This window comes from Xylanibacter ruminicola Ga6B6 (assembly GCF_000687715.1).
In the GTDB taxonomy this organism is placed as follows: domain Bacteria; phylum Bacteroidota; class Bacteroidia; order Bacteroidales; family Bacteroidaceae; genus Prevotella; species Prevotella ruminicola_B.
On the sequence record NZ_JHXD01000002.1, the window covers coordinates 202,342 to 228,598 of the forward strand.

Annotated in this window: 11 protein-coding genes and 1 pseudogene; 4 read left to right on the forward strand and 8 right to left on the reverse strand. The window is 48.3% G+C overall.

What is annotated here, in order from left to right:
* Nucleotides 1-43: 43 nt before the first annotated feature.
* Nucleotides 44-1,609 (reverse strand): RagB/SusD family nutrient uptake outer membrane protein, encoded by a 1,566-nt coding sequence (locus tag T500_RS0102415; RefSeq protein ID WP_028906797.1) that lies wholly within the window; start codon nt 1,607-1,609, stop codon nt 44-46.
* Between the two features lie 40 nt (nt 1,610-1,649).
* Nucleotides 1,650-4,679, reverse strand: coding sequence for a SusC/RagA family TonB-linked outer membrane protein (locus tag T500_RS0102420; protein ID WP_028906798.1), 3,030 nt, complete (start codon nt 4,677-4,679; stop codon nt 1,650-1,652).
* A gap of 269 nt (nt 4,680-4,948) precedes the next feature.
* Here T500_RS0102420 and T500_RS14980 point away from each other — a divergent pair, with 269 nt between their 5' ends.
* The 3 genes from T500_RS14980 (at nt 4,949) to T500_RS0102435 (ending at nt 12,242) form a co-directional block, all read left to right on the forward strand.
* Nucleotides 4,949-6,028: a haloacid dehalogenase-like hydrolase gene (locus tag T500_RS14980; RefSeq protein WP_013063153.1), complete on the forward strand. Its 1,080-nt coding sequence runs from the start codon at nt 4,949-4,951 to the stop codon at nt 6,026-6,028.
* A gap of 158 nt (nt 6,029-6,186) precedes the next feature.
* Entirely contained in the window at nt 6,187-10,200 is a 4,014-nt protein-coding gene (locus T500_RS0102430) for a two-component regulator propeller domain-containing protein (RefSeq protein WP_051611838.1), read from the forward strand.
* A gap of 110 nt (nt 10,201-10,310) precedes the next feature.
* Nucleotides 10,311-12,242, forward strand: coding sequence for an alpha-amylase family glycosyl hydrolase (locus T500_RS0102435; RefSeq protein WP_028906800.1), 1,932 nt, complete (start codon nt 10,311-10,313; stop codon nt 12,240-12,242).
* Between the two features lie 45 nt (nt 12,243-12,287).
* Here the strand turns inward: T500_RS0102435 and T500_RS0102440 are convergent, their stop codons facing one another.
* The 6 genes and pseudogenes from T500_RS0102440 to T500_RS0102460 all read right to left on the reverse strand — a co-directional run bounded on the left by T500_RS0102440 (nt 12,288) and on the right by T500_RS0102460 (nt 23,887).
* Nucleotides 12,288-13,739, reverse strand: a complete 1,452-nt coding sequence (locus T500_RS0102440) for a family 43 glycosylhydrolase (RefSeq protein ID WP_028906801.1) — start codon at nt 13,737-13,739, stop codon at nt 12,288-12,290.
* A 2-nt stretch (nt 13,740-13,741) separates the two neighbouring features.
* The gene (locus T500_RS17415) at nt 13,742-14,440 is read right to left on the reverse strand and encodes an acetylxylan esterase (RefSeq protein ID WP_410543870.1); all 699 of its coding nucleotides are present in this window, start codon (nt 14,438-14,440) and stop codon (nt 13,742-13,744) included.
* 471 nt (nt 14,441-14,911) lie between these two features.
* Nucleotides 14,912-15,838: pseudogene (locus tag T500_RS17420) on the reverse strand (family 43 glycosylhydrolase); the annotation flags it as partial.
* Between the two features lie 562 nt (nt 15,839-16,400).
* Nucleotides 16,401-18,155 (reverse strand): RagB/SusD family nutrient uptake outer membrane protein, encoded by a 1,755-nt coding sequence (locus T500_RS0102450; protein ID WP_028906802.1) that lies wholly within the window; start codon nt 18,153-18,155, stop codon nt 16,401-16,403.
* Nucleotides 18,156-18,183: 28 nt separating this feature from the next.
* The gene (locus T500_RS0102455) at nt 18,184-21,291 is read right to left on the reverse strand and encodes a SusC/RagA family TonB-linked outer membrane protein (protein ID WP_230580822.1); all 3,108 of its coding nucleotides are present in this window, start codon (nt 21,289-21,291) and stop codon (nt 18,184-18,186) included.
* A 328-nt stretch (nt 21,292-21,619) separates the two neighbouring features.
* Entirely contained in the window at nt 21,620-23,887 is a 2,268-nt protein-coding gene (locus T500_RS0102460; RefSeq protein WP_028906804.1) for a SpoIIE family protein phosphatase, read from the reverse strand.
* A 187-nt stretch (nt 23,888-24,074) separates the two neighbouring features.
* On the opposite strand from T500_RS0102460, the gene T500_RS14990 reads away from it, so the two are divergent.
* Complete coding sequence (locus T500_RS14990) at nt 24,075-26,252, forward strand: cellulase family glycosylhydrolase (protein ID WP_080694762.1); 2,178 nt, start codon at nt 24,075-24,077, stop codon at nt 26,250-26,252.
* Nucleotides 26,253-26,257: the final 5 nt, after the last annotated feature.

Below are 26,257 nucleotides of genomic sequence, written 5' to 3' on the forward strand. Positions count from 1 at the left end.
CAATTTTTACATTTTCTCATTCTTACATTTTTACATTGTAGAATTACCATCCCGTGTTCTGAGTCATATTAGGGTTGAGTTCGATTTCCTTCAGAGGGATTGGCAGTAGGTTGTGCTTCTCCTGGAAACCATACTTGTCGTTCTTGAAGAGCCACTGTACACCCTCGGTACCGAAGGCTGGTATTTCCTTACCCTGCTGACCCAGTGCCGACGCTGCATCGCCCCAGCGAACCAGATCCTGGAAACGTACGCTCTCGTTGCAGAGCTCCAGGCGCTTCTCGGTCTTGATGTCGTTCAGCGTTACGCTGGTCAGCGGTGTCTCCTTGGCGCGGATACGAATCTGATTGATGTAGTCGAGTGCCTTGCTGCTGTTGCCTGCCTGCAGATGAGCCTCGGCGGCCAACAGCAGAACCTCGGCGTAGCGCATAATCTTCAGATTGGTGAACTGAACACCCTGGAAGAATGACTGATCGACAACACAGTCCTCCTTCAGCGACTGGTTCTTCCACATAAAGTAACCCTCGCAGCCATATACCAGGGCGCCCGTCTGAATGCTAACGCCAAAGTTCTTCAGCTGCTCGTAGGTCATCATAGTTTTGTTCAGACGGTAGCCGTTGGCACCTTCCCAAGCCACGAACGCATCGTAGAGCGACTTGCGTGGGTTCATGAATCCGTAGGTACCCTGGGCAATCACGGTAGCAGCCTGTCCGCTGTAGTTCATCTTGTCGGTACGCCAGCCCTGCATCAACAGGTACATATCAAACTGGTTCCACATCTGCTCGGTATCGTTACGCTTCTGCAGTTCGAATACCGACTCGCAGTTGTTGTTGGCTGCTGCATGGAACTGCGCATCATACTCGCCCTGATAGAGAGCGTATTTGCCCGAGTTGATCACATTGTCGAGCATGGCGGCAGCCTCGCTGTTCTTTCCTTCGAAGAGATAAGCCTTGCCTAAGAAAGCCTGAGCCGTTTCCTTGGTGATGCGGATGCTACCCTCGGCATCGTTCACGTCGCTCTTCGAGGGCAGGGTACCGCTGTTGATGGCCTCGTTCAGGTCGTTCTCGATGAGTGCCCACATATCGGAAGGATCGCTATTGGCTAAGCGATACTCACCAGGCTCCAACAGGTGGTCCACAACAGGAGCTGTGCCAAACAGGGTTACCAGTTCGAACGAAGCCCATGCACGGAACACCTTAGCCTCGTTGATGGCACGTTTCATGATAGGGGTCTCACCTTGTACCTTGTCGATAATCAGGTTGGCTTTGTAGATGACGCCATAGAGACCCGAGTAGAGGCTCTGAACCATACCGTGATCGGTGCCGAAGGTGTATTCGTTCAGTTTTTCCATCTCGGCGTTGTCGCCACGCGAACCGCCACCTGTCCAGACATCGTCGGCCAGACTGTTCTTGGTCATAAACCAGTTGTAGTGAAGGCCGCGCATCTGCAGATAGAGCGATGAGGTGGCCTGCATGGTGTTCTCGTCGTTGGTGTAGAAGTCTTCCATGCTTCCCAGGTTGCCGTGCTTGGCAATGTCGAGCTCGCTGTCGCAGCTGCTAAAGCCGAGCGATGAAACAGCCAACATGGCGATATATATAATATTCTTTTTCATAATGATTTCAATTTTTCAATTCTTTAATTCTTTAACTCTCTTAGAATTCAATGTTCAGTCCCAGTACCACTTTCTTTGAGGTGGGGTAGCCGCCCTTGTCGATACCCATACCCGAGGTAGAGTTGGTAGCAGCCTCAGGATCGAAGCCAGGATACTTAGAGAAGGTGAAGAAGTCGTCGAGCGAAGCGTAGATACGGGCATGGCTCAAGGCTACTTTATTAATGAGGTTCTTAGGCAGGGTGTAACCCAGCTGAATCTGCTTGATCTTGAAGAAACTGCCATCGTAAACCAGCGCACTCGATGTGGCATACTTATCCATGTCGTTAGCGCCAGCACGGGGTACGGTGCCGTTAGGATTATCTACGGTCCAACGGTTGTCGTAGAACACCTCCTTCAAGCGGTTCGAAGCAGCGTAGTCGGGACGGTTGATACAGTTGAAAATCTTGTTACCGTGCGAACCGGTTCCGAATACGGTCAGGTCGATGCCCTTATAGGCAGCTGTGAGGGTGAGACCGTAGGTGAAGTCGGGGATGGCATCGCCGATGCAGGTCAGGTCGCCATCCGATACTTTTCCGTCGCCATCCAGATCCTCGAACAGTGGGTTACCTGTCTCCTTGTCGATGCCGGCAAACTTGTAGCCGCGGAAGTAGTAAACGGGATAGCCCTTCTCGAAGTAGGTGATGGTGTAGGTGTGGAAGCTGCTACCGCTCAAACGGGTGATAGAAGGATCGATATAGGTCACCTTATTGCTCAGGGTAGAGAGGTTGGCACGGATGCTGTAGTTGAAGTCGCCGATATGGTCGCGCCAGCCCAGCTCAAACTCAAAGCCCTTGTTCTCAACGTTACCGGCATTCATGGGCGAGGTGCTGCCACCGATGATGAGCGATGGTGTGGTGCCCCATACCAGCAGGTCCTTGGTCTTCTTGATAAAGTAGTCGATACCGAAGGTCATGCGACCGCCCATCAGGATTCCGTCGAAACCAAAGTTCAGCTGTTCTGATGTCTCCCACTTCAGGTCGTCGTTACCCATGGTTGATGGGGCTGCGGCCTGGGTGTAGTTGATACCCGAAGAGAATGGATAGAGTCCGCCCAGTGCCATATCGGTGCTGTAGCTGTAGCCGCCCAATGCCGAGAGACTACCGTTCTGACCCCAGCTGGCACGGAACTTCAAACTATCGAAAGCTTTTTTCAGTGGTGCAAAGAACTTCTCCTCGCTGATGGTCCAACCTACAGATACGGCAGGGAAGTAGCCCCAACGGGTTTTCTTTGAGAGCTTCGACAAGTCGGCAGCATCTGCGCGCAGCGAAGCCTGCAGCAGGTAACGGCCCATGAAATCATACGACAGACGACCGAAGTATGAGTACTTGGTGCTCTCGTTGGTTTCGCCGCTTACACCCTTGGTGGCCGATGCGTTGGCATAGTTCAGATAGTAGAACAATGGGTCGTTCTTCTTCAAGGCATCTTCGCCATTGGCTGTCAGCGAACCGTTCACATTGTCGCTTGATGACTTCTGGAACGACATACCTACCATGGCTGTAACGGTATGACCACCAAACTGTTTCATATAGTTGGCAAAGTTCTCCCACTGATAGTAGATAGAGGTAGATGAGCCTGCGCTGAAGTCGAGGTAGTCGCGGCTCTGTACACCGTTACCATAGAATGGCAGACTGGTGCTGCTGCTACGTGTACCAGCCAGGCGATAACCGAAACGAGAGGTAACAGTGAGGCCTTTTAATGGTGTGAAATCGCCATAGATAGAACCGTTGATGTTGAATCCCTGGTTCTTTGACAGACCGTTGTCGCGCATAATCATGGGATGATACTGCTCACCGGCATAGAACTTAGATACGGCATAGTAGTTGCCATTCTCGTCCTGCAACAGCTGCTTGCCGTTGGCCTGGGCGTTTACCATCTGGTAAGGCAGGTTCTCAGCGGTGTAGGTGTCGGGAGTCAGTGGGTCGAGCATCAGGATAGATGTCAGCAGCGAGCCGTACTCGCTGTTGGTAGATACCGAGCGAACGTCGTATTTCTCAATCTGGTTGGTAGTACCTACCTTCAACCAGTCTTTAATCTTATATTCGGCGTTGATGGTGGCTGTGAGTCGTTTGTACACATCAGTGTCGCCTTTAACGATACCATTATTATTAAGGTACGCGAGCGAGAGGAAGTAGTTGCCACGGTCGTTACCACCGGTAAACGAGAGGGCGTGCTTCTGCATGTGACCATGATTGAAAGCCACATCAGTCCAAGCTGTGTTGGTCACACCGTCCCAGTTCTTCAGCATATAGTCTTTCGTAAAAATGTTACCCTCGTCCATATACTGGATATACTGCTCGGCGTTCAGCATCTTAGGGATGCGGGCCAGACTCTCGTCGGTAAACATGAAGTCGTAAGAGATTTTTCCTTGTCCGGGCTTACCTTTCTTAGTGGTGATGAGTACCACACCGTTACCAGCTTCGGCACCGTAGATAGCGGCCGAGGCTGCATCCTTCAGGATTTCCATCGAGGCGATGGTGCTGGGGTCGATACCACTGATATCACTCAGGCGCACACCATCAACAACGAACAATGGCTCTGAGCTTGAATTAGAGGAATAACCGCGCACGCGGATGGTTGGTGATGAACCAGGAGCAGCACTCGACTGGATAATCTGTACACCCGAGGTCTTACCCTGCAGGGCTTGTTGAGCGTTGGCGATGGTGCGGTTCTCCATATCCTCGGGCTTTACCTGAGAGATGGCACCTGTTACGCTACTCTTCTTCTGTACACCATAACCTACTACAACCACCTCGTCGAGCACCTTGTTGTCGGGCTGCAGACGGATAGTCATGCCATTCTTGGCAGGCTTTTCCTGTGTTTCGTAGCCAATGTAAGAGATGGTGATAATCTGTCCAGCCTTTACATTTACCACGAAGTTACCATCAAAATCAGTGATGGTAGCATTCTTTGGATTACTCTTTTCGGCTACGGTTGCTCCGATAACGGGTTCGCCGTTTTCGTCGATTACATTGCCCTTCAGTCCTTGGGCGAAAGATGTTACTGACATCATCAGTGCCATCAACATCAACATAATACTACTCTTCTTCATTGAGTTTTAATTGTTTTGAGTTAATTGTTAGGAATATTATTTGGTTTTGAAAATCTCGGCTGCAAAGGTAACGTGAATTATTAAATAGTGTTTTTTTATTCTGTTTTTCGTTTTTCGCGCTTGTTCAAATCTATATAGGTGTTGTTCGATTTGTTTAAAACTTGTCGATTTTGTTCATATTTCCGTATTTTTCTTTTGCATTATTAAATATGTTTTGTACTTTTGCAACAACAAACTAATCTTATGATAAGATGATAAAGAAATTAACCGTTTTGATGTTTGCCGCTTTGTTATCGTTCAGCGGCGCAAGTGCAATTACTTCGTGCAGTAATGATGATGTAGAAGCTACTGTACAAAAATCGTATTTTGAGTCCTGGAACAAGTGTGAGGCACTGACTGCCTTGCAGGAGTATGTTGAGGATGTGACTAACCCGAAATCGCCGAACTATATCAGCGAGGAAGACCGTATTGCCACCTTTGATATGGACGGCACCTTTGTGGGTGAGCTTTATCCTACTTATTTTGAGTATAATCTGCTGGAGTACCGTGTGCTCGACGATGCTGACTACCGCGACAAAGCTCCCGAGGATGTGCGTACAGCAGCCCAGAACATCCGAGACTTTGTGCGTAACGGCACGGCGTTGCCCGACCATTTCGATATGATTCATGCCAAAGCCGCTGCCAAAGCTTATGCTGGTATGACGCTGGCCGAGTTTGATGCCTACGTAAAAGCCTATGCTGCTAAGACTGCTAACGGTTTTACAGGTATGACCTATGGTCAGAGCTTCTATCGTCCCATGCTCGAGGTGTTCGAGTATCTGAGGGAGCATGGCTTTACCTATTATGTGGTATCGGGTTCCGATCGTTTTATCTGTCGTGCATTGGTAGAGTCAATCGGTATTGCACCAAACAGGGTGATAGGTATGGATGTAAGACTGGTGTCTAGCAGTCAGGGCGACGTGGCAGGTGTGAACTATACCATGGGCAAAGAAGAGAACTTGGTGCGTACCGATGAGTTGATTATCAAGAATCTGAAGACCAATAAGGTGCTGCAGATATCACAGGAGATTGGTAAGGTGCCCGTACTGTCGTTTGGCAATAGCGGTGGCGACAGCGCCATGCATAACTACTGCTTGAGCAATAGCAAACACCGTGCTGCCGCCTTTATGCTGGTGGCTGATGATGAGGCTCGCGACCATGCTAACCGCGAAAAGGCACTATCGCTGGCACAGAAGTGGCGCGATAGCGGCTACCATGTGATTTCTATGCGCGACGACTTTAAAACCATCTACGGACCAGAGGTAGTGAAGGTGCCTTTCACCTTCGAATAAGCCCTACGCGGGTTGTCCGATTTGTTTAAAAGTTGTCGTGTATGTTCAAATAATGGTGATAATTGCTGAATTATCTGGAGTTTTTGTTATCTTTGCAAGCAAATAACTACAAAAAGATGACTAATAGAAAACCTGTTTTCGCAATTATAGTTTGTGCAATGCTTGCTATGTTGATGCTGGGCTGCCAGCGCCGGGGAACCGACGGAACGTCGCTGGATAAGGACGAGGAGCATGATCTGGTGGTGGCCAATGAACTGTCGAACAGTCGTGTGCAGTGCATTGCCGAAGATGCCGATGGCTACTTGTGGATTGGCACCTTTCGTGGCTTGAACCGTTACGATGGGCACGAATATCACCAATACTTCTGTACATTCGATTCATTGGGGCTGCCCGATAATCAGATACAGAGTCTGCTTTGCGATCAGCAAGGCCGGCTGTGGGTGGCTACTGTCAACGGGGTGTGCCGATACACCCGACAGGACAATTTTGAATCGATACCGATGCAAACCAGTAACCGGAATGCACGGAAACTATTGATGGACAGTAAGGGGCGCATTTTTGCGTATAACGGTATGGAGCTACTGATGTACGACGAGCAGCAACATATCTTCCTGTCGAAGTTTAATCGAACCATCACCAATCAGTCGTGGGGCGACTGTTTTATTGATGGCGCCGATAATATCCTGATGGTGGGCTCCGACAATCTGCTGGTTATCAATGGCGAGACATTTAAACAGAAAGCCGAGGTGAAAGCCGGTCAGCAGTTGGGATTCTATTTCTTCGAACTGCTGCCCAACGGGTTGCTGCTGTGTTCGGGCAATGGCACGTTGGTGCTTTACGATACCAAGTCGCAGCAGCTGATTCCGCTCAGTAGCGAGATGCATGATAGGCTGACGGCTCACAACAGTGTGCTGCAGGCTGCCTGCCTGTTGGACAACAATACCATCCTGCTCAGTACATCGCGTAACGGACTCTTCGAACTGAACCTGCTCACGCATACGCTGAAGGGGCAGGCCGACGCTAACTTTACCTTGCCGGTGCCCGATGCCTATGTCACCAAGATTTTCCAGGACTCCAGAAAGAATATCTGGTTGGGTACGTATGATAAGGGCCTTTTTGTCGACTACTACTATAAGGAGAAGTTTGGCGGTAGCGATAACTACCTGAATCGAGTGATTGAGAATTCGTCGGTGTTGGCTGTTGCTATCGATAAGCAGGCCAATCTGTGGATATCTACGCTGCTGAAGGGCGTGTTTGTGTATCATTCTGCCACCCAGAAAGCCGAGCATATAGAGATTGCTGGTCTGCCGGCAGGCGAGAAGAAGAATGCCATCACAAATATTTTCTGCGATCGCGACGGACAACTCTGGCTGTCAACCACGAATAGTGTCATGAAATGCCAGTATGATGGTAGTAAACTTAATATCCTGAATCAGTGGCAATTGCCGCCGACAATGAGCTTCGAGCAAACCGACGACGGCACCGTATGGGCAGCAACCAGCACTACTTATATCTTTGCCTTTAAGCCAGGTAGCTCTGAGCCAGAAGCCAAACAGGCGTTTAATGTCGACTTTACTTTTATCCCATCAATCCTAAAATTAAAGGATGGCTCGGTGCTGATATCAGCTTTCTACCAGTCGATTATGAAGATGAATCCAAAAACGGGTAAGCTGAGCGCCGTGGATATTCCCAGCATGCAGCGTTGTATCCGTCGTAGTGTGTATATTCCTACCGATATGCATCAGGATGCTAAAGGCAATATCTGGATTGGTACCGTGAGCAATGGTTTGCTGTGCTATCATCCCCAGACTAACGAGGTGCGCCGTATTGCAGGTCTCTCCTGTTCTGACGTTGCCAGTATCGAGGAAGATCGGCAAGGAAACCTTTGGATAAGTACCATGAAGGGTCTGAACCGTCTGGATGCCAAGACAGGGGGAATGACTGCGCTTTATAAGGCCGACGGTCTGGCTGGTGATGAGTTTGCCGATCGTGCTTCGTGCCAGTTGCCAAATGGCAGTCTGGTGTTCGGTAGTACCGATGGTATCACCATGTTTAATCCTGCTGATATCGATACACTTAGAAATATCCCTCTGAAGTTCTGTCATCTGAAGATTCACAATCAGATGATACGTCCCACAGAGGGGGCTCCCATCGAGTCGATGCTTGATAACTGTAAGGAGATACGTTTGAAGCACAGTGAGAATAGCTTTAGCATCTCGTACACCGCTCTCGACTTTGGCGAATACGAGCGCGTACATTACTATTATAAGCTGGAAGGATTTGATAACGATTGGATTGATGCGGGTAGCAGGCATGCTGCCGGCTATGCCAATCTGCCTTCGGGACATTATACGTTCCGAGTACGTATCTCCGACAGTGCCAGTGATGAGGCTAGCAGCGATGAGCGTCAGATCAGTGTGATAGTAGAACCTGCACCGATGTTCTCGTGGTGGGCTTGGCTCATCTATCTGATAGTTGGCGTATTGATAGCCTTGTATCTTTACCAGAGTGCCCGTCGAGTGGTGGCTGCTCGTCGTGCTGCCCGAAAGGCTGAGATGGAGAAGGAGCAGGAGTTGCGTACCAACCAGATGAACATGAGCTTCTTTGCGAATATCGCACATGAATTCCGTACGCCGTTAACGATGATTGCCGGTCCTGTGGCACAGTTGGCTAAGAGCGACAACGTTGGGGGCGAGGAACGTAACTTACTGAACATTGCCCAGCGTAGCATCCAGCGTATGTTCAAACTGGTGAACCAGCTGATGGACTTTAATAAATTGGAGAACGATACCCTGCGACTGAGCGTAGAGCAGATAGATGTGGTGAAACAGATGAACGACATCTGCGATACCTTTGAGTTTAATGCCAAGGAAAAAGGCTTGACGCTGAACCGCTTTGGTATGGAAGACCAACTGATGGCTTGGACTGATGGCGATAAACTGGAGAAGATTGTCAGCAATCTATTGTCGAACGCCTTAAAGTTTACCCCTCGGGGCGGCAGGATAGATGTGCAGTTGGATGTGGTTGATGATAATGTGAAGATAACCATCGCCGACACGGGTAAGGGAATCCCTGAGGAGCACAAAGAGAATATCTTTAAACGTTTCTATCAGTTGGATAACCAGACGAAAGCCATCGTCAACTATGGTACGGGTATCGGACTTTATTATTCGCGTCGATTGGCCGAATTGCACCATGGCACTCTGACTGCGGGTAATCGTGAAAGCCTACGGGTAGGCGAGCAAAGCTCGGGAAATGGTGGTGCTGTGTTTACCTTGGTTTATCCTATGAATAAAGAGGCATACACCGACGCAGAGTGCAGACCGCTGGAAGGCGATAATACGTTGGCAGTAGGGGCCCAATTGTCTACTACCACCTATCACCCTTCGCCTGTCACCTGTCATCAGAATGATGATGACCGCCCCACAATCCTTGTTGTTGACGATGATACCGAAATCATCAACTACATGCGGATGCTGTTCTCGCACGACTATCGATTGATTACTTGTCTCGATGCTGATACGGCACTCGAAGAGATGAGAGCCGCTGAACCGAATATTGTTCTGAGTGATGTGGCTATGCCTGGTAAGGATGGTTATCAGCTCTGTCAGGAAATCAAGCAGGATATACAGCTGAGTCATATCCCTGTTATTCTGGTAACAGCCAAGGTAACAGCCGAGAATCAGGTTGAGGGCTTGAATGTAGGTGCCGATGCCTATGTTACCAAGCCTTTCGAGCCCGCTGTGCTCTCGGCACTCATCCAGTCGCAGCTGAAGAACCGCGACCGTGTGCGCAAATTGCTGACGAATGCCACTACCACTGAGGATGAAGGTGTGGATAACGTTCTGTCGGAGCAGGATAAGCGCTTTATGGAGGAACTCTACAAGCTGATGGAGGAAGAACTTTCGAATTCAGAACTCGATGTAACCCGTATCACCAAGATGCTCTATATCTCGCGTACCAAACTCTATTATAAGATAAAGGGTTTGACTGGCGAGACGCCCAGCAGTTTCTTCCGTACCTATAAGCTGAACCGTGCTGCCGAACTGTTGAAGGGTGGTAAGCATACGGTAGCCGAAATTGCTGATATGACGGGCTTCAGTACCCAGAGTCATTTCTCGGTAGTATTCAAGAAACAGTTTGGCGTTACCCCTACCGAGTACAAGGGGTAGGGGTTGTGCAATCGTTTGCCACAGCTATGTTATGGGATTTCTTTTCTGATGCGAACAACGTATCAGAAAAATCCCTATCTTTGCAACATGAGAATAAACTAAGAACAAAAATGAAACGGATTTTATTAGTAACCGCCATTCTGATGGCAAACGTTTTAACGATGAGTGCAGCAAAGAAACAAGTGATTGACCGTATCGAACCCACCGATTGGTATGTAGGCTTGAAGAATCCTCAGGTACAGCTGATGGTGTACGGACAAGGTATCCGCGATGTTGCAAGTGTAACAACCGATTATCCAGGTGCAGTCATCGACAGTATCGTCCGACTTGATTCGCCCAACTACTTGTTGGTTTACATGAATCTGCGTGATGCACAGCCAGGCACGATGGTGTTGAACTTTGGTAAGACCAAGGTGCAGTATCAACTTAAACAGCGTGAGATGAGTGGTGACAAGCGTATGGGCTTTACCAATGCCGATGTGCTCTACATGTTGATGCCCGACCGTTTTGCACAGGGGGCCAACCATCCTTCAAAGATTAAGGGTATGCGCAACTATGTTGAGGATCGCACCAAGCCTAGTCTGCGTCATGGTGGCGACCTGAATGGTATCCGCGAACATCTCGACTACTTTAAGGAGTTGGGTGTAACAGCACTTTGGTTTACTCCTGTACTCGAGAATGATTCGCCCGACACCAAGAACGATTTCGCAACCTATCACGGCTATGCTACCACCAATTATTATAAGGTGGACCCTCGCTTCGGTTCTAACGAGGATTACAAGCGTCTTTGTGATGAGGCTCACCAGAAGGGCTTGAAGATTGTGATGGATATGATTTTTAACCACAGCGGTTTTGAGCATCCCTGGACCAAGGATATGCCAACCAAAGACTGGTTGAATACCCCCGAATGGCTGAACGAGAAACAGAGCGGGCGCGATCCGATGACTGGTTTTACTGCTAATGCCGATGGTTCAGCGCCCGCTAAGAGCGCTTATCTGCAAACATCGTATAAACTCACCCCAGTAGTTGATCCCTATGCTTCGGAGATTGATTTGAAAGAGACCGTAGAAGGTTGGTTTGTGCCCTCTATGCCTGATCTCAACCAGCATAACCCTCATCTGATGCGTTATCTCATCCAGAACTCTATCTGGTGGATTGAGACCGTGGGTATCGATGGCATCCGCATGGATACCTATCCTTATGCCTATGCCGATGCCATGGCACAGTGGCTGAAGGAACTCAACGAGGAGTATCCAAACTTTAATACCGTTGGCGAAACTTGGGTAACCGAACCCGCCTACACTGCTGCTTGGCAGATGGATTCAAAACTCTCGGAAAAGAACAGCTATCTCAAGACTGTGATGGACTTCTCGTTCTTCGACAAGTTGACTCAGGCCAGATACGAGGAGACTGATGGCTGGTGGAAGGGATTTAATCGCATCTATAACTCGTTTGTTTATGATTATCTCTATCCAAACCCATCGAGTGTGATGGCCTTTATCGAGAACCACGATACCGACCGCTACCTGGGCAATGGCAAAGATACCCTCGCCCTGAAGCAGGCGCTGGCGCTGTTGCTTACTGTAAATCGTATTCCTCAGTTGTATTATGGTACTGAAGTGTTGATGAACGGTACAAAGGAGAAAACGGATGGTAATGTACGTAAGGATTTCCCTGGCGGATTCCCCGGCGATACACATAACTGCTTTACAAAGGAAGGTCGTACGCAGAGCGAACAGGCTATGTTTACCTGGCTCTCTCGTCTGCTGCACTGGCGTCAGGGTAACGATGTGATTATCAAGGGTAAGCAGATTCAGTTCACACCGTTTAATGGTATCTACGTGATTGCCCGTCAGTATCAGGGTAAAACAGCGCTCACCATCCTGAATGGTACATCGAAACCAGCAACACTTGAAGTTGAGCGTTATGCCGAAGTTATCGGGAAGACATCAAAGGCTAAGGATATCCTGACTAATCGCTATTATGATTTATCGAAGAATATGGAGCTAAAGTCGCGTCAGTCGCTGATTCTTGAATTCTAAAATAGTAAATCCCCTCCCTCGAAGCGAAGGAGGGGATTTTTGTGTTTAGCGCTTTTTGAAATTCCACTTACAGTTGTCTGTATTGAAATCGTATTTAGCGAGTGTAGGTGTTGAGTCGCCAGCAGAGTACAGGCAGAATTCCTTGTTCGCACCCTCCTGACCAGGAATGGCCTTAGGCATGATACGGTATGTACCGTCTGTCAGCTGCTCAATACGCCAGAGCTGCTCGTCGGCACCAGTGTAAGTGGCAACGGTTGTTACTTCCTTATTGGCAGTAGCTGCCAGAGCACGCTCGGTTCCTTCGATAGTAATCTTGAAATAAGGATTGCTCAGATAACCGCCGGCAGAGTCAACTGGAGTAATAGTCCAGCGCTGGTGAGGACGGTTCATGTAGTCGCAGATGCGAGCAGGGATGTCGCCCTTTGGCCATGTGTCGATTACCTCAGCGAGGGTCTGGTTGGCGATAGGCTTCACTGGCTGCTCCATCTGGTTGCGGTTGAACCAACCCTGGCGCTCCTGCTTCATACGTATAAAGTCAACGGTGAGTTCCAGTGCATAACCACGGCGCTCCGACTCAATCCAGAAGTTACCGCCCTTGAAGTTGTCGCCGGCAACTGGCCAGCCGTTCTTCCAAACGATAGGACGTACGGCCAATACCGAACGACCGCTCTGCTCGAAATCAGCCTCCCAGTGGAACGACATCACCTCAACGCCTTCGTCAACGATGAAACGTCCGAAGTGACCGGCACCGCAGGCGCGGTCTTCGGCTGCAATCACCATCTTTCCACCGCCATGGTACATGTCACGACCAACATTGTCGAGATAAGGACCTTCTACGCTACGTGAGCGACCTACTACAATATTATAGGTAGAGTTCACGCCGTCGCAGCAAGTGCCGTGGGTACCCAACAGATAGTACCAGCCATCGCGGTACATCAGGTCGCTGGCCTCGCAGTCGATAGCGATATCCTTCTCCTTGTTACCCTTCTTACGGAAACCAGTCTTGGGGTCGAGCTCAATCAGTCGGATGGTTCCGAAATAGGTTCCGTAGCTTACCCACAGGCGACCAGTAGTAGGATCTAACAGCAATCCTGGGTCGATGGCGTCCTGATCTTCCATACCGTCAGAGGCACAAACCTCTACGGCCTCACTCCACTTGAAGTCGGGCGATTTTGGATCGAGAGTCTTGTTCCACATGGTGAGGATACGACCAGCGTGTCCGCCGCCTAAACCACCACCTGTTGCACCATAGATGCAGAGGTAACGGTCGCCAATCTTCAGTACGTCGGGGGCTGCGCCGCCACCAGGACGGTCGGCTCCGCTATGCCAGTTCCAGCCGTCGTCGGTAATGATACCGCCGCCACCAGTGCCAAAGGTGTAATATTTGCCATCACACTCAGCGAGTGTCGAGGGGTCGTGAATATAAGGAGCGCCAATCTGCGCATTAGCGGCTGCTGTTACAGCAAGTGCCGCCAGAAGTGTATGTAGTCTTTTCATTTTTATTGTGCTTTGATTGTATAGTTAGTTACAGGATTACCTTTCTCGTCGAGGAAGCGAACGCAGAAGTCGCTCATACCTGGGCCGTTGATAACGGCACCGCGCAGAATGTTACGTCCTTTCTTCAGAGTCAGACGTGGCGACATAGCGTCGTCCTTTACCATACGGCGGTCGCCAGAGAGCAGCAGTGCTTCCTCGCCATTGAGCCACCACATTGAGGCTGAGTTAGAACCTACGGCCAAGCGTACGTTCTCGATATCCTCGTCGCAGTCGATGATGGTTACTGCCCAGAAGAGTACGCCGTAAACCTGCTGTCCCCATTTCTCTGCAAAACGGAACAGTTTTACGTTCATGTTCTCACTGTCGAGAGCGTGCCAGGTCAGCGTCTGCTTAACGGTTGTTACCTTTGGCTCTGCAGGCTCCTGCTGTCCGAAACCATGGCCGAAACCAAGAGCAACCTCTACCTTCTTGTATTCTGCCTTTACCTTTTGACCGTTCTTTGGAACGATAGTCTGCTGGCCCTTGAAATACGTTGTGTTAAAGTGCTCGCGCAGATATGAGTCGGTGAATACGGTGTTGCCGCTATTTGGTTTGTCGATAGGCTCTAGGAGCAACCAACGACGGATGAATCCCTCATTATCGGGCTGAGCCGAAGGTGTTGTAACAGCTGAGAAGTACTTAGGACGGTTCTTGAACTGAATCCAGTCTACGCTTACTCCAGCATCGCCCTCACAGGTAATTACCAAGTCGGTAACACCCTTAGGCATGTACTCTAATGGGGCTGTCAGTGTGAGCCACTGGTTACTGAAGTCGCGACGGAACATAGCTGGTGCGCCAGCAGGACTCTCGGGCTTCACGGTCATGTCGATCTTGGCGATAATCTTACCATTGGCGGCCTTCTCACGTACATAGAGTGTGGTGTTGCCGGCAGCCTTGGCATTTACAATCAGATAACCCTCGGTCAGACAGTCGAAGTTTACATCGTTATACTTAATCCAGCTGCCCTTTACGGGGAGTGTAGCCTGGAAGCTACGGAAAGTATTCACGGTGTCGATCAGCGATGTTGTAACATCGTTGCTGGCCTCGCTATAGCGGTCGATCTCAATCTTTTCGGTAGCCTCATTGATACCTGCACCACGCATGGTTGGCTTCACCTCCTGAATAGTACCATCGGGGTTGAAGTATAGCTTCTCGATACATACCGAGCGACGCTTGTCGTCACGTGGTGAGAAATCGTTGTGGTGATAGAACAGGTACCATTGGCCTTTGTAGTTGATAATACTGTGATGGTTGGTCCAGCAGCCGTTGGCATGCTCGGCCATAATCAAGCCTTTGTACTCGTAGGGACCCATTGGGTTCTTACTCATAGCATAACCGAGTACTTCGGTATTCTCTCTTACATAAGGATAGGTCAGATAATAGTTGCCGTTATATTCGAAAGCGAATGGACCTTCGGCCTGACGGCTTGGCAGTCCCTTCAGACAGTTTACGCCTTTCATTTCAAACTCACGCTCGCCAAACTTTACCTTTTCTGTTGGTGTGTCGTCAGCCAGCTCCTTCATGTTAGGCTTGAGTTTTGCGCAGCGGCCAGCACCCCAGAAAATGTAAGCATTACCGTCCGAAGCCTGGAGCACGCAGGGGTCGATACCGCTGATGCCTTTGATGGGCTCTGGCTCAGGAATGAATGGTCCCTCAGGATTGTCGGCAATGGCTACGCCGATGCCAAATCCAAATCCTTTACCCTCAGCAGGGGCAGATGGGAAGTAGAAATAGTACTTGCCATTTCTGTACACACAGTCGGGCGCCCACATCGAGTAGGAGTTAGGACGTACCCAGGGCACTTTGTTCTGGGTTACAATCACACCGTGGTCTGTCCAATCGGTCAGATTCTCGGATGAGAACACGTGGTAGTCTTCCATGCAGAACCAGTCCTGTCGCTGACCAGCGGGTGGCATGATGTCGTGCGATGGATAGAGATACACTTTGTTGTTGAATACGCGAGCCGTCGGGTCTGCCGAGAATTGGTCGCGGATTACCGGATTCTGTGCCAACGTTACCAGAGGCACAGACATCAGTAAAGAAATACAAATTTTCTTCATTGGCAATGGTTTGTTATTTATTATAGATAATGTATAGTAATACGTTCAGTTGTATTCATCAGATTTCAGTTATTTGAGTCTTTTCTTAGAGAAACGTTTAATCTATGATTACCTTTTTTTATATATATGTTACAAATGCAAAACAGAATGTAACATTCCTCTTCGTAAAGATGCCGCGTTGTCACAACGCAGCATCTTACAAATAAAACCAAAACAAGTCTTTTTTAGTATTAATCTGTATAGTCGTATGGTCAGATTCTTACGATTGGTAAGAGAAGCTTTGGGATAGATGGTAAAAGGTTTATGGTTGACTATCACTGATGCCACTTTAATCGTAACACGCTGCAAATATACGATAAAAAACGACTATCTTACTTTATTTCTTGTAACAAATTCTTTTTGTTTTATATCATTCCTGTTAATTTCTTTTAATATGCGGGCAAATGTTGCTTTTTATCATAAAAAAGGTGCCGCGTCTTCGCGACGCAGCACCTCCGAAATACCAAAACAATGTGTCTAATACTAACTACTATATTTCATTTATTAAACATCCGATTTGATTTTAATTGTTTGCCCAACCACGTACCTGGTGCATCTGATCGTTGATTTCGATAACGGTCTGTGGAATTGGCCAGTACTCATTCTTACCAGCTACGAACTGGAGTTTGATACCAGCGTCGGCGAATGGATGATGGATCTTGTAATAGAGCTTGTGAGGCTTGGTCTTTGGAGCAGAGCCATCAGAAGGATTCCAGTACTCATCCCACTGCAGAGGAATGTTGTCGAGCACCTTGTCATAGCACTGCTTTGCAATGCCCCAGCGTACGATGTCGAACCAACGGCAACCCTCGAACCAGAGCTCATACTGCTTCTCGTCCTGAATGGTCTGCAGGTCAACTGATGAAGAGATGGTCTTAGAACCGGCGCGCTGCTGGATCTTGTTCACATACTTCAGAGCCTCTGAGCTGTTGCCAGATGCCAAGCAAGCCTCGGCATAGAGCAGGTAAGCCTCGCCCAGACGTGCCAGGCACAGGTTGGTGTTGTTACAGTTGTCACCTACAGAGAGGTCAACATCCTTAGGATGACACATCATCTTCACCTCCATGACATCACTGCGAGAGAAAGAACCGGCACTCTTGGTGATACCGCGATTCTCGTCAAGTTCCTTCTCGGCACGAGTTGAGAGTTTTCCGCCTGCTTCTACGTCGTCAGCCCATGGGCAAAGTGTTGCATCGTAGAAGAACTCGTCAGAGGTGAGGAATGTTGCCTTACGACGATAGCTGTCGCCATCATTAGCAAGCATCTTGTGAGCGAAATCCTGGTTGATAGAGCCACCGCCCCAACCACCGGTTGCGCAGATTTGTGGATTCTTACCACCGCCTACGATATCGTCACCACGCCAGTTGAGTACGTTGGCAACCATCCAACGGCCGCGCTGAATGCTACCGCCCCATACACCACCGATAGCAGTGTTAGTGGTATAGTTGAACTCGAAGATCTTCTCCTCGCAACCGTCACCCTCGATGTGGAAGAGGTCGCGGAAACGGTTACCGGGAACCAGTGCATAGTTAGAAGACTCTACCAGTGGCTTCAGCAGACTGGCTGCCTTAGCGTTATCACCAGCGAACAGGGCAGATTTTCCACCTACGAACTGAGCAAATCCCTTTGTTACGCGCCAAGCACCTTCCTTGTCGGTCTGTCCCTTGCGCTCAGGCAGATCGTTTGCTGCTTCTTCGCATTCCTTGACACACCAGTCGAAAATCTCTTTCTGAGAAATGTCGTTAGATGGCTTGTCGGTAGTGATCAGGTGGTCAACCAATGGTGGCTGATAGTAAACCTGTGCAGCCAGCATGTGAGCCCATGCACGCATTACTCTTGCCTCGGCAACAGCCTGTTTCTTAGTAGGTGTGTCAGCGAGTTCGCCACCAAAGTAGTTGATAACCAGGTTGGCAGAGTAGATGGCCTTATAGATGTGGTTGTAAAGGGTGCTGACTGGACCGAAACTGGCATCGTAGCGGAATTCGTTCAACTCACGGAATCCAGTATGGTCGGCCATGTCGCCACCTGCTGCGAATACATCGTCAGATGCATAGTTGATACCTGTGATATAGGCACTCCAGATACCTTCATTACCTCCAATTTCTCCAATGTATGTTGCATACATGGCTGTCACGGCAGACTCTGCATCGGCATCTGTTTTATAGAAGTTACCTGTGCTGCTGGTTGCTTTCTGCTCAATTTCGAGCAAGTCCTGATCGCACGAAGTGCACATCATGCCAGCAGAAAGCAGAGCAACTGAAAATAATATCTTTTTCATATTTATATTCGATTTTTATTGATTGGAATTAGAATGTAACACTTAAACCAAGAACCAGTTTGCGCATGTTAGGATAGTTACCCTTGTCAAGACCTGGGCAGTTGTACTCCTGTGTGCAAGTTTCTGGATCGAGACCAGGATACTTGGTGAATGTGAAGAAGTCGTCAAGAGATACGTAAGCACGTACGTTCTGCATATAAACCTTCTTTGTCAGGTTCTGAGGCAGGGTGTAACCCAGCTGAATCTGCTTGAGCTTGAAGAATGAACCGTTATATACCATAGCTGATGACTGGTAGAACTTGGCAACACCGTAAACACTCTTTGCCTCGGGGAACTTCTTTGACTTGAAGTCATCATAAACACCCTTTGCGATGTTGTTGTAACCTGTACGATACAGACCATAGTAGATATCGTTACCGGCCTGTCCTGCACCGAATACGGTCAGGTCGAAGCCCTTATATTCTGCATTGATAGTCAGACCGAAGGTAACGTCGGGAAGACCAGAACCGATGTTGGTCATGTCGCTATCAGTTGGGTCGTTGGTAAGGCCGCCATCTTTGGTATAGTACTGAGCGGTACCATCAGCAGCACGACCGGCATACTTATAACCGCGCATGTACCATACTGGCTGACCCTGCTCGAAGTAGCAGCGGATAGCACCAGGAGACGCTCCTTCAACGGTGGCACCAGAGATACGCTCGATAGAAGGATCAAGGTAGGTTGCTTTGTTCTTCAGTGTAGCGAAGTTACCAGAGATACTGTATCTGAAGTCACCGATGTTGTCCTTCCAAGTAAACTCAACCTCAAGACCGCTATTCTCAATCTCACCAGCGTTGATAGTCATGTCAGTGTAACCAGACTCAGGCATTACAGGAGCTTTAACGAGCAGGTCCTTAGTGGTCTTCTTATACCAGTCGATACCGAGAGACAGACGATCGTTGAAGAAACGGAAGTCAGCACCCAGGTCAATCTGTCTTGATTTCTCCCAAGTCAGGTCGGGGTTGGCAATACCATTAGGCATAGAGCCGTATGTAGCAGCGTTTGTAGCACCATACTGATACCACTGGCCATTCAGACCAATACCAGCTGTATATGAGTAGTTACCCAATACGTTTACGTTACCGTTAGTACCCCATGATGCACGGATCTTACCGAAAGACATGATGCTTGGGTCGATGTTGTCCTTAAAGAACTTCTCGTTAGAGAATGTCCAACCTGCTGAACCAGAGAAGAAGTAACCCCAACGGTTATCCTTTGACAGTTTAGAAGAGTCGAATGCATCAGCACGGAAGTTACCCTGCAAGCTGTAACGGTTGTCATAGCTATAGAGAATACGTCCGAAGTAAGAGAGTGCACGTGTCATGTTAGGCATGCCGCTGAATCCCTTAACAGTATCATCGTTACCGTTTACACAGTTCAAATATCTGTAGTTAGGCTCATAAGCAGTCAGAATATCTGGACCAGAAGCATTGGCGCTAACACCGTTAGAGTTGTACTGGCGGAATGACATACCGGCCATGGCGCCTACATTGTGCTTACCGAAGTCCTGGTTGTAGTTGATGAAGTTTTCCCACTGATACCAGGTAGAGTTGTTGCTTGCACCGTTGATGGTGTAGTTGTCACCCTTGGTCTGACCATTCAGGTAGTAAGGATACTGCCAGTCAGAGCTATTGTTGAATGACAAACGATAACCTAAGCGAGAGGTGAAGGTTACCTGCTTGATAGGAGTGATGTTCATGAATACAGTACCATTCACGTTTACACCCTCGTTTCTGCCCTCGGCACGGTCGCGCTGTGAGAATGGGTTGGCACCTGCCAGACGTGTGTTGAAGTATGAAGTGGCATAGTAGCCATTCTCATCACCAAACAGAGTATATTTTGAGTTGCCAGCCTGAATTGCATCGTAATATGAAGCATATTCACCCAGCATCTGGTTGCGAGAAGTCCAATACAAGGGAGTCAATGGGTCGATCAAAAGCAGCATTTCGAATGAAGAACCATAACCATTCTCTGATACGCCACGTGAAGACCACTTCTCGATAGCAGTGTTTGTACCAATCTGCAACCAATCCTTAATCTTATAGTCAGCATTGATCTGAGCTGTCAAACGCTCATATCTATCCTTGTTGCCCTTTACGATACCATCCTGGTTTACATAGCTGGTGCTCAGGAAGTAAGAACCACGGTCGTTACCACCCTGGAAAGTCAGTGTGTGCTGCTGTGCCCATGTGTCCTCGAAATATTCCTTCATCCAATCAGTATCGGTGTTGGGATTCCAACCATATTGGTTTATGGCATCTTGCATGTCCAGATCGAGCTGACGGTACATCTTACCATCTTTCTCGACCTCACCTAACTGCATGTCCATCCAATCCTTGAACTGACCTGCATTCAAGAGCTTACCAACGTGACCGAGGTTCTGGTTTGTGAACTTGACCTCGTAAGTGATTGAACCCTGACCCTTGCTCTTGGCACCACTCTTGGTGGTGATGAGTACAACACCATTACCAGCCTCAGCACCGTAGATGGCAGCCGAAGCAGCGTCCTTCAGCACCTCCATTGACTCAATCATTGAAGGATCGAGGTACTGGATGCTTGATACCTGCAGACCATCGACGATCAGCAGAGGACCGATGTTGCTAGAGTTAGAAGAGTAACCACGTACGCGGATAGAAGCACCTTGACCAGGCTTACCTGAACTGTTCAGAATCTGTACACCAGCGGCCTTACCCTGCAGAGCAGCAGCAGCGTCGGTGGTTGAACGGTGCTTCAGGTCCTCGGCCTTTACTGATGCTACAGAACCGGTCAAGTCTGACTTCTTCTGTACACCGTAACCGATTACTACGACGTCGTTCAGGGTCTGTGCATCTTCTTTAAGAGTAACAGAGAGATTGTTTTTGCCAGCTACCTTAATGCTTTCGGTAGTGTAGCCAATGTAACTGATAACCAGTGTGGCATTGTTGTCGGCCTGGATACTGAAGTTACCATCGAAGTCTGTAATGACACCCGACTTTGATCCCTGTACTTTTACACTAGCACCAATGATCGGGTCGCCAGATACATCTTTCACCGTTCCCTTGATCAAGCTCTGAGCCAGCGCTCCCAGTGGGAACAAACAGAGCAGGAACAGTGCCATTAACGGCTTTTGGATTGATTTAAAATTCCACATAATTAATTTAATTAGTTAGATAATTGAATATGTTATTTGGCTGAATTCGTACTTTTAGGTTTCAATTTTCGGTTGCAAATATATTATAAATTTAACTCAATTAGTTTATTTTTTGTAACGTAGAGTTTGTAAAATTGCCAAATTGTTCAAAAATGTAACATTTGGTAAAGTTCTGGTTACTTTTTAAAAATATACCCTTATTAAACGTTTACCATTTTTAAACTTCTAATAACATTAAAAGGTGCTGCGTTGTGTTGCGCAGCACCTCCTGGATATAGTTTTGTTAACTGTTTGTCTATTGTATTTCAGTTGCCTCGGCATCTTCGATGATTACATCGGGCTCGTCGTAGAACTCAGGTTCGTCGTAAACCTTTGGCTCTTCGAATACTTGTGGCTCAGGTGTGGGCTCCGTAGTTATTGCTGGCTCTGGCTGCTGTGGAACTGCAGTCGTTTCTACTTCGGACTCCATCTCAGGCTCTAAGTTTTCGTCGGGTTTCTGTTCTAATTTGGTGGCACCTTTGAATCGGATAGCCAGCAAGGCCATATCGTCGCGCTGCTCGAAGTCGCCGGCAAAGCGGTGAACAGCGTCCAGCATGTTCTCGATAAATGGTTTGGGGCGAGAATCCAACTTCATGGCCTGCAGTGCCGATCCTAACATGCGTTTCTCGTTAAACACGCGGTGCTCAGCATTCTTTACCTTAATAAGTCCTTCTGTATTCAGGAATATCATGGTACCAGGCAGCATCGTAATCTCCTGAGCCTCATAGGCATAGTTGGGTTCTTCGCCTATGGCCACATTCTGCTCTACAGGCAGGTGGTGTAGCTCGTTGCTTACCAATAGTGGGGCTGCATGACTGGCATTGCAGAAGAACAACTTACCATTATAAATGTCGAGTACACCAATAAACAAACGTATGTCGATGCCCTTGTTTTCTTTCTGTGCCAAGGCATTGTTGATGGCCGACATGATTTTGTCTGGTTGCGATTCAAAGGTGACAGCTGTACGGAACTGGGCTTTGACGATGGTAGTGAGCAGCGATGCCTTGACACCTTCTAAGCCGGATTCTCCCACGCAGAAGAACAGTTTTCCGTCGCGTACACAGTAATCCATGACGCCGCTGCCTTCCATCTGCCCCATCTTTACGGCACTCCACAAGTCGAACGATTTGTATTTTGGCAGTAGTCGTGGTGTGATCACACGTTGAATATTCTGGGCTATACGGAATTCTGAGGCCTCACGCTCTTTCACTGCTGTGTCGGCCTCCATACGATCGTAGTCGTATTTCAGATCCTCGTAGGCAGCCTGTAGCTGATGTGCCATACGGCGACGGATGAGTGCATAGCCTAACAAACAGAGTATGACAATGGCAATACCGAAAGCAATCATAAACTGATACTTGCGATTTTTCTTGGCTTCCTGCTCTGTCATCTTCTCTACGGTCTTTACAATCACAGCCTGCTCTTCCAGTTCTATCTTCTTCGACTTGGCAATAGCCTTGCCTAATGCATTAGTGATATTCAAAGAAACCTGGATGGCCGAGTCGCGTCGCCCTGCTTGCAGGTTAGTGCGGTATTTCTTCAGTACCAGGTTCTCGATGTTCTCCAACGAGTAATTCTGCGGCGTTTCGCCCATCATCGCATCCAGACTACGATAGTGTTCGGCAGCCTCATCCCAGCGGTTAGCGGCTGTCAGATAGTCGTTAGCGTCGATACGTCCCTTAGGTGTGTTACTGTAACGGGTACTCTGGAACTTTTCGTAGGCTTTGGCAGCTTCTTCGGTTTGACCTAAACCTAGTAGGGCAAGCGCCTGGTAGATATCGTAGCGGGCCAGCTGTCGGTCGATAAAGTCGGCATCAGCATCAGGTCGCTGTTCGTATTCGCTCAGTATCTGTCCAAAGCGGGTGGTCCATGTCAGGGCCTCCTGCCATTTCTTGGCATATATATAATTATAGGTAATATTGATGAGACCGGTGATACCATCTTTATAGACCACATCGTTGTGGAACGTCTCTATGTTTTCCTTATGCCGCTGGTAAGCCTTATTAAAACCATCGCTATTACCATTGGCTGTGCCTAAGCCCTCCTGACAGCAACCTATATATATAAGTATGTTCAGGTAGTCGCTGGTACTGTCGCAGTGCAGTTCTTCCAGTTTGTTGGCTACAGGTACGGTGAGGTCTAATCCCTCTTGATAGTCACCTCTTACGGATAGCATGTTAGCCAGACGACTGGCCGACTTGGCATAGTAAGCCATCTCGTCGCTGCTGGTTGCGTTTTCAGCAGCATCGAGCGATGCTTTCCAATAGAACTCAGCCAGGCGCTGTCGTTTCATCTTGTCGCAGGCATAGCCTCGCCAATAGTATGCTTTGGTGGGGGTGATGCTGCCGGTGGTTTCTAAACTGTCAACCACCTTCAGCAGTTCAGGGTAGTTCTTGGTCTTCTGAGTGTTCTCAATCAATTTGTCGGCTTCACTCATCTGTCCGTTCTGCTCCTCATTGTTGCAGGCTGCCATCAGAATGCCTGCCATCACCATCAGGAATATCCAAATTTTTGTCTGTCTCATATACGGTTCCAAGTAATTGATGTTTCTGGATGCAAAGATACAAAAGAATTTTAAATAAACTCAAAAACAAGGCAAAAAAGTGCTTGTTAGGGGACGATGATACGCACACAAAAGTAAATGTAACTCTTTGAAAAAGGTCTTTTCTGAAAACTGCGTACCTTTGCACCCAGAATAAACTGAAACATTGATGAAACGTATATTTACTCTGATTACAATTCTATGTGCGCTTGGCGCAGGAGCTCAGGGAGTCAAGCCATTGCCCTCGCTCCATACTGAGGGAAGATGGCTTGTTGACAAACATGGAAACCAAGTGGTACTCCATGGTGTGATGGATACGCCCAGTAATTATTTTAATGGTGGACGCTGGGAAGGTTCCAAGGCACTTGGTTGGTGGGACCACTATAATGATACAGGCGTTACCAACTGTCTGGCTTATTTTGAAAAACTATTCAAAGGCATGGAGAAGGCTAAGTGCGATGTGTTCCGTTTGCACATGGATCCTGCTTGGACCAACGATCCTGCCGATGGTTATGTTTATGCAGGCTCAGTAGGACAGGCTTCCGATGCGTCGGGCGAGGCAGACATCAAGAATTTTAATCCCGAGCGCTATCAGAAATACCTGCCACAGCTATATCTGAAGTTGGCCGAGATGGCTATGAAATATGGTATGTACGTAGTAGTACGCCCTCCCGGTGTATGTCCTCATGACTTGAAGGTGGGTGATTATTATAATCAGTATCTGCTGTATATATGGGATGTGTTCTCTCAGCAGAAATTTGTGAAGGATCATGCCGGTCAGATTAGTATTGAGTTGGCCAACGAACCTGTTAACTTGAGAAATGCCCAGAATCAGGACGATCCCAAAGCGCTCCATGACTATTTCCAGCCTATCGTCAATAAGATCCGCGAAAACGGCTTTACGGGGATTATATGGGCGCCTGGTACTGGATGGCAGGCCAACTATACCAGTTATGCTACTTATCCTATCGAGGGTGATAACATCGGTTATGCTGTTCATGACTATACCGGATGGTATGGCTGCAGCGATGCCAATCCCGATCCGCAGAACAAGATTGAGCAGTTCCATAAGCAGGTTCCGGTAGTTGATACCAACCCGATTATTATTACCGAGGTTGACTGGAGTCCTGAGAACCCCTCGGCTCAAGGTCATTATAATGAGCATAACGAGTGGGTACAGCCTAACTATGGTACATGGTCAACAGGCTCAACCTCTAAATGGGGTAAGGCTTACAAGGCTATGCTCGACTATTATGGTAATATCTCGATGACGCTGTCAGGAACAGGTTGTTTGTTTGATATCGATAAACTGCTCTCTACGGGCAACGTCTATCCGGCTTTTAATGGACTCGAAGAGGCTTGTGGTAAGGCTTGTATGGATTGGTATGCCGAGTATTATAATGTGAACTATCCCCATGCCGACGATGAGGCTGAGACGGGCGATTTCTATACGATTGAGTCACTGAAGGCTGATCAGGAATCATTTGATTTGATGATTGGCGATAAGACCAAGTTCTCGCTGAAGGTCCTCTATCGCGATGGTCATACGAAGGATATCTCTGATGTGGCCACCTATGAAGTCGATCAGCCCTCGGTGGTTGAAGTTAAGAATGGTTCTATACATGCATTGGCCAATGGCGAAGCCCAGGTACAGGTCTCATATACCGATGTGCAGGGTACCCTTTGGAAAAAGACATTTGTGGTTAAGGTTAGCGGTCTTGATTTAGGCGCCCTGACAGCTTTGACCAGTCTTTCGGATATAACCACCCAGCCTTTTGCTATCGTGAATAAGGAGAGTCAGAAGATGTTTTATGGTTCTGAAAATCAGAATCTTGACACGGGCGATCCTCTGGGCGTCATCAATAACAAGAGTATCAGCGGTTATATGTTTAAGGCCGAGGCTATTTCTGGTCGTGATGGTTGTTATCTGTTGCGCTTGATGACGTTGAACGGTAGCGAATACAGCGTTTATGGCAAGCCAGGCTATCTTAATTCTCAGCCAACTACAGGCTGGTGTAGCTTTATTCTCGGTTTGAACGACCAGAATGGCGAAGATGTCAAAGATGGCGCTGTGTGGGAAATAAAATATGAGAGTGGCAAGGGCTTTACATTGAAGAATATGGCTACGGGCAAATACCTGAAGGATGCTGCCCCAGCCAAATACGATGCGCCAGCCTATTTCGATTTCTTGAAATCCAGCATTACAGCGGGTATTCATAAGGTAGAGCGTTCTGTGGATAACGATGCTGTTTATACGCTTCAGGGCATCAAGATAGCAACCCTTCAGCAGTGGGATGCGCTGCCTCGTGGCATCTACATCGTTGGTGGAAAGAAAAAACTTAAATAATAACT

Excerpts from the sequence above, each read along its gene's own strand:
- T500_RS0102415 (WP_028906797.1), bottom strand. The coding sequence starts at position 1,609 with ATGAAAAAGAATATTATATATATCGCCATGTTGGCTGTTTCATCGCTC.
- T500_RS0102420 (WP_028906798.1), bottom strand. The coding sequence starts at position 4,679 with ATGTTGATGTTGATGGCACTGATGATGTCAGTAACATCTTTCGCCCAA.
- T500_RS14980 (WP_013063153.1), top strand. The coding sequence starts at position 4,949 with ATGATAAAGAAATTAACCGTTTTGATGTTTGCCGCTTTGTTATCGTTC.
- T500_RS0102430 (WP_051611838.1), top strand. The coding sequence starts at position 6,187 with ATGCTTGCTATGTTGATGCTGGGCTGCCAGCGCCGGGGAACCGACGGA.
- T500_RS0102435 (WP_028906800.1), top strand. The coding sequence starts at position 10,311 with ATGAAACGGATTTTATTAGTAACCGCCATTCTGATGGCAAACGTTTTA.
- T500_RS0102440 (WP_028906801.1), bottom strand. The coding sequence starts at position 13,739 with ATGAAAAGACTACATACACTTCTGGCGGCACTTGCTGTAACAGCAGCC.
- T500_RS0102450 (WP_028906802.1), bottom strand. The coding sequence starts at position 18,155 with ATGAAAAAGATATTATTTTCAGTTGCTCTGCTTTCTGCTGGCATGATG.
- T500_RS0102455 (WP_230580822.1), bottom strand. The coding sequence starts at position 21,291 with ATGGCACTGTTCCTGCTCTGTTTGTTCCCACTGGGAGCGCTGGCTCAG.
- T500_RS0102460 (WP_028906804.1), bottom strand. The coding sequence starts at position 23,887 with ATGAGACAGACAAAAATTTGGATATTCCTGATGGTGATGGCAGGCATT.
- T500_RS14990 (WP_080694762.1), top strand. The coding sequence starts at position 24,075 with ATGAAACGTATATTTACTCTGATTACAATTCTATGTGCGCTTGGCGCA.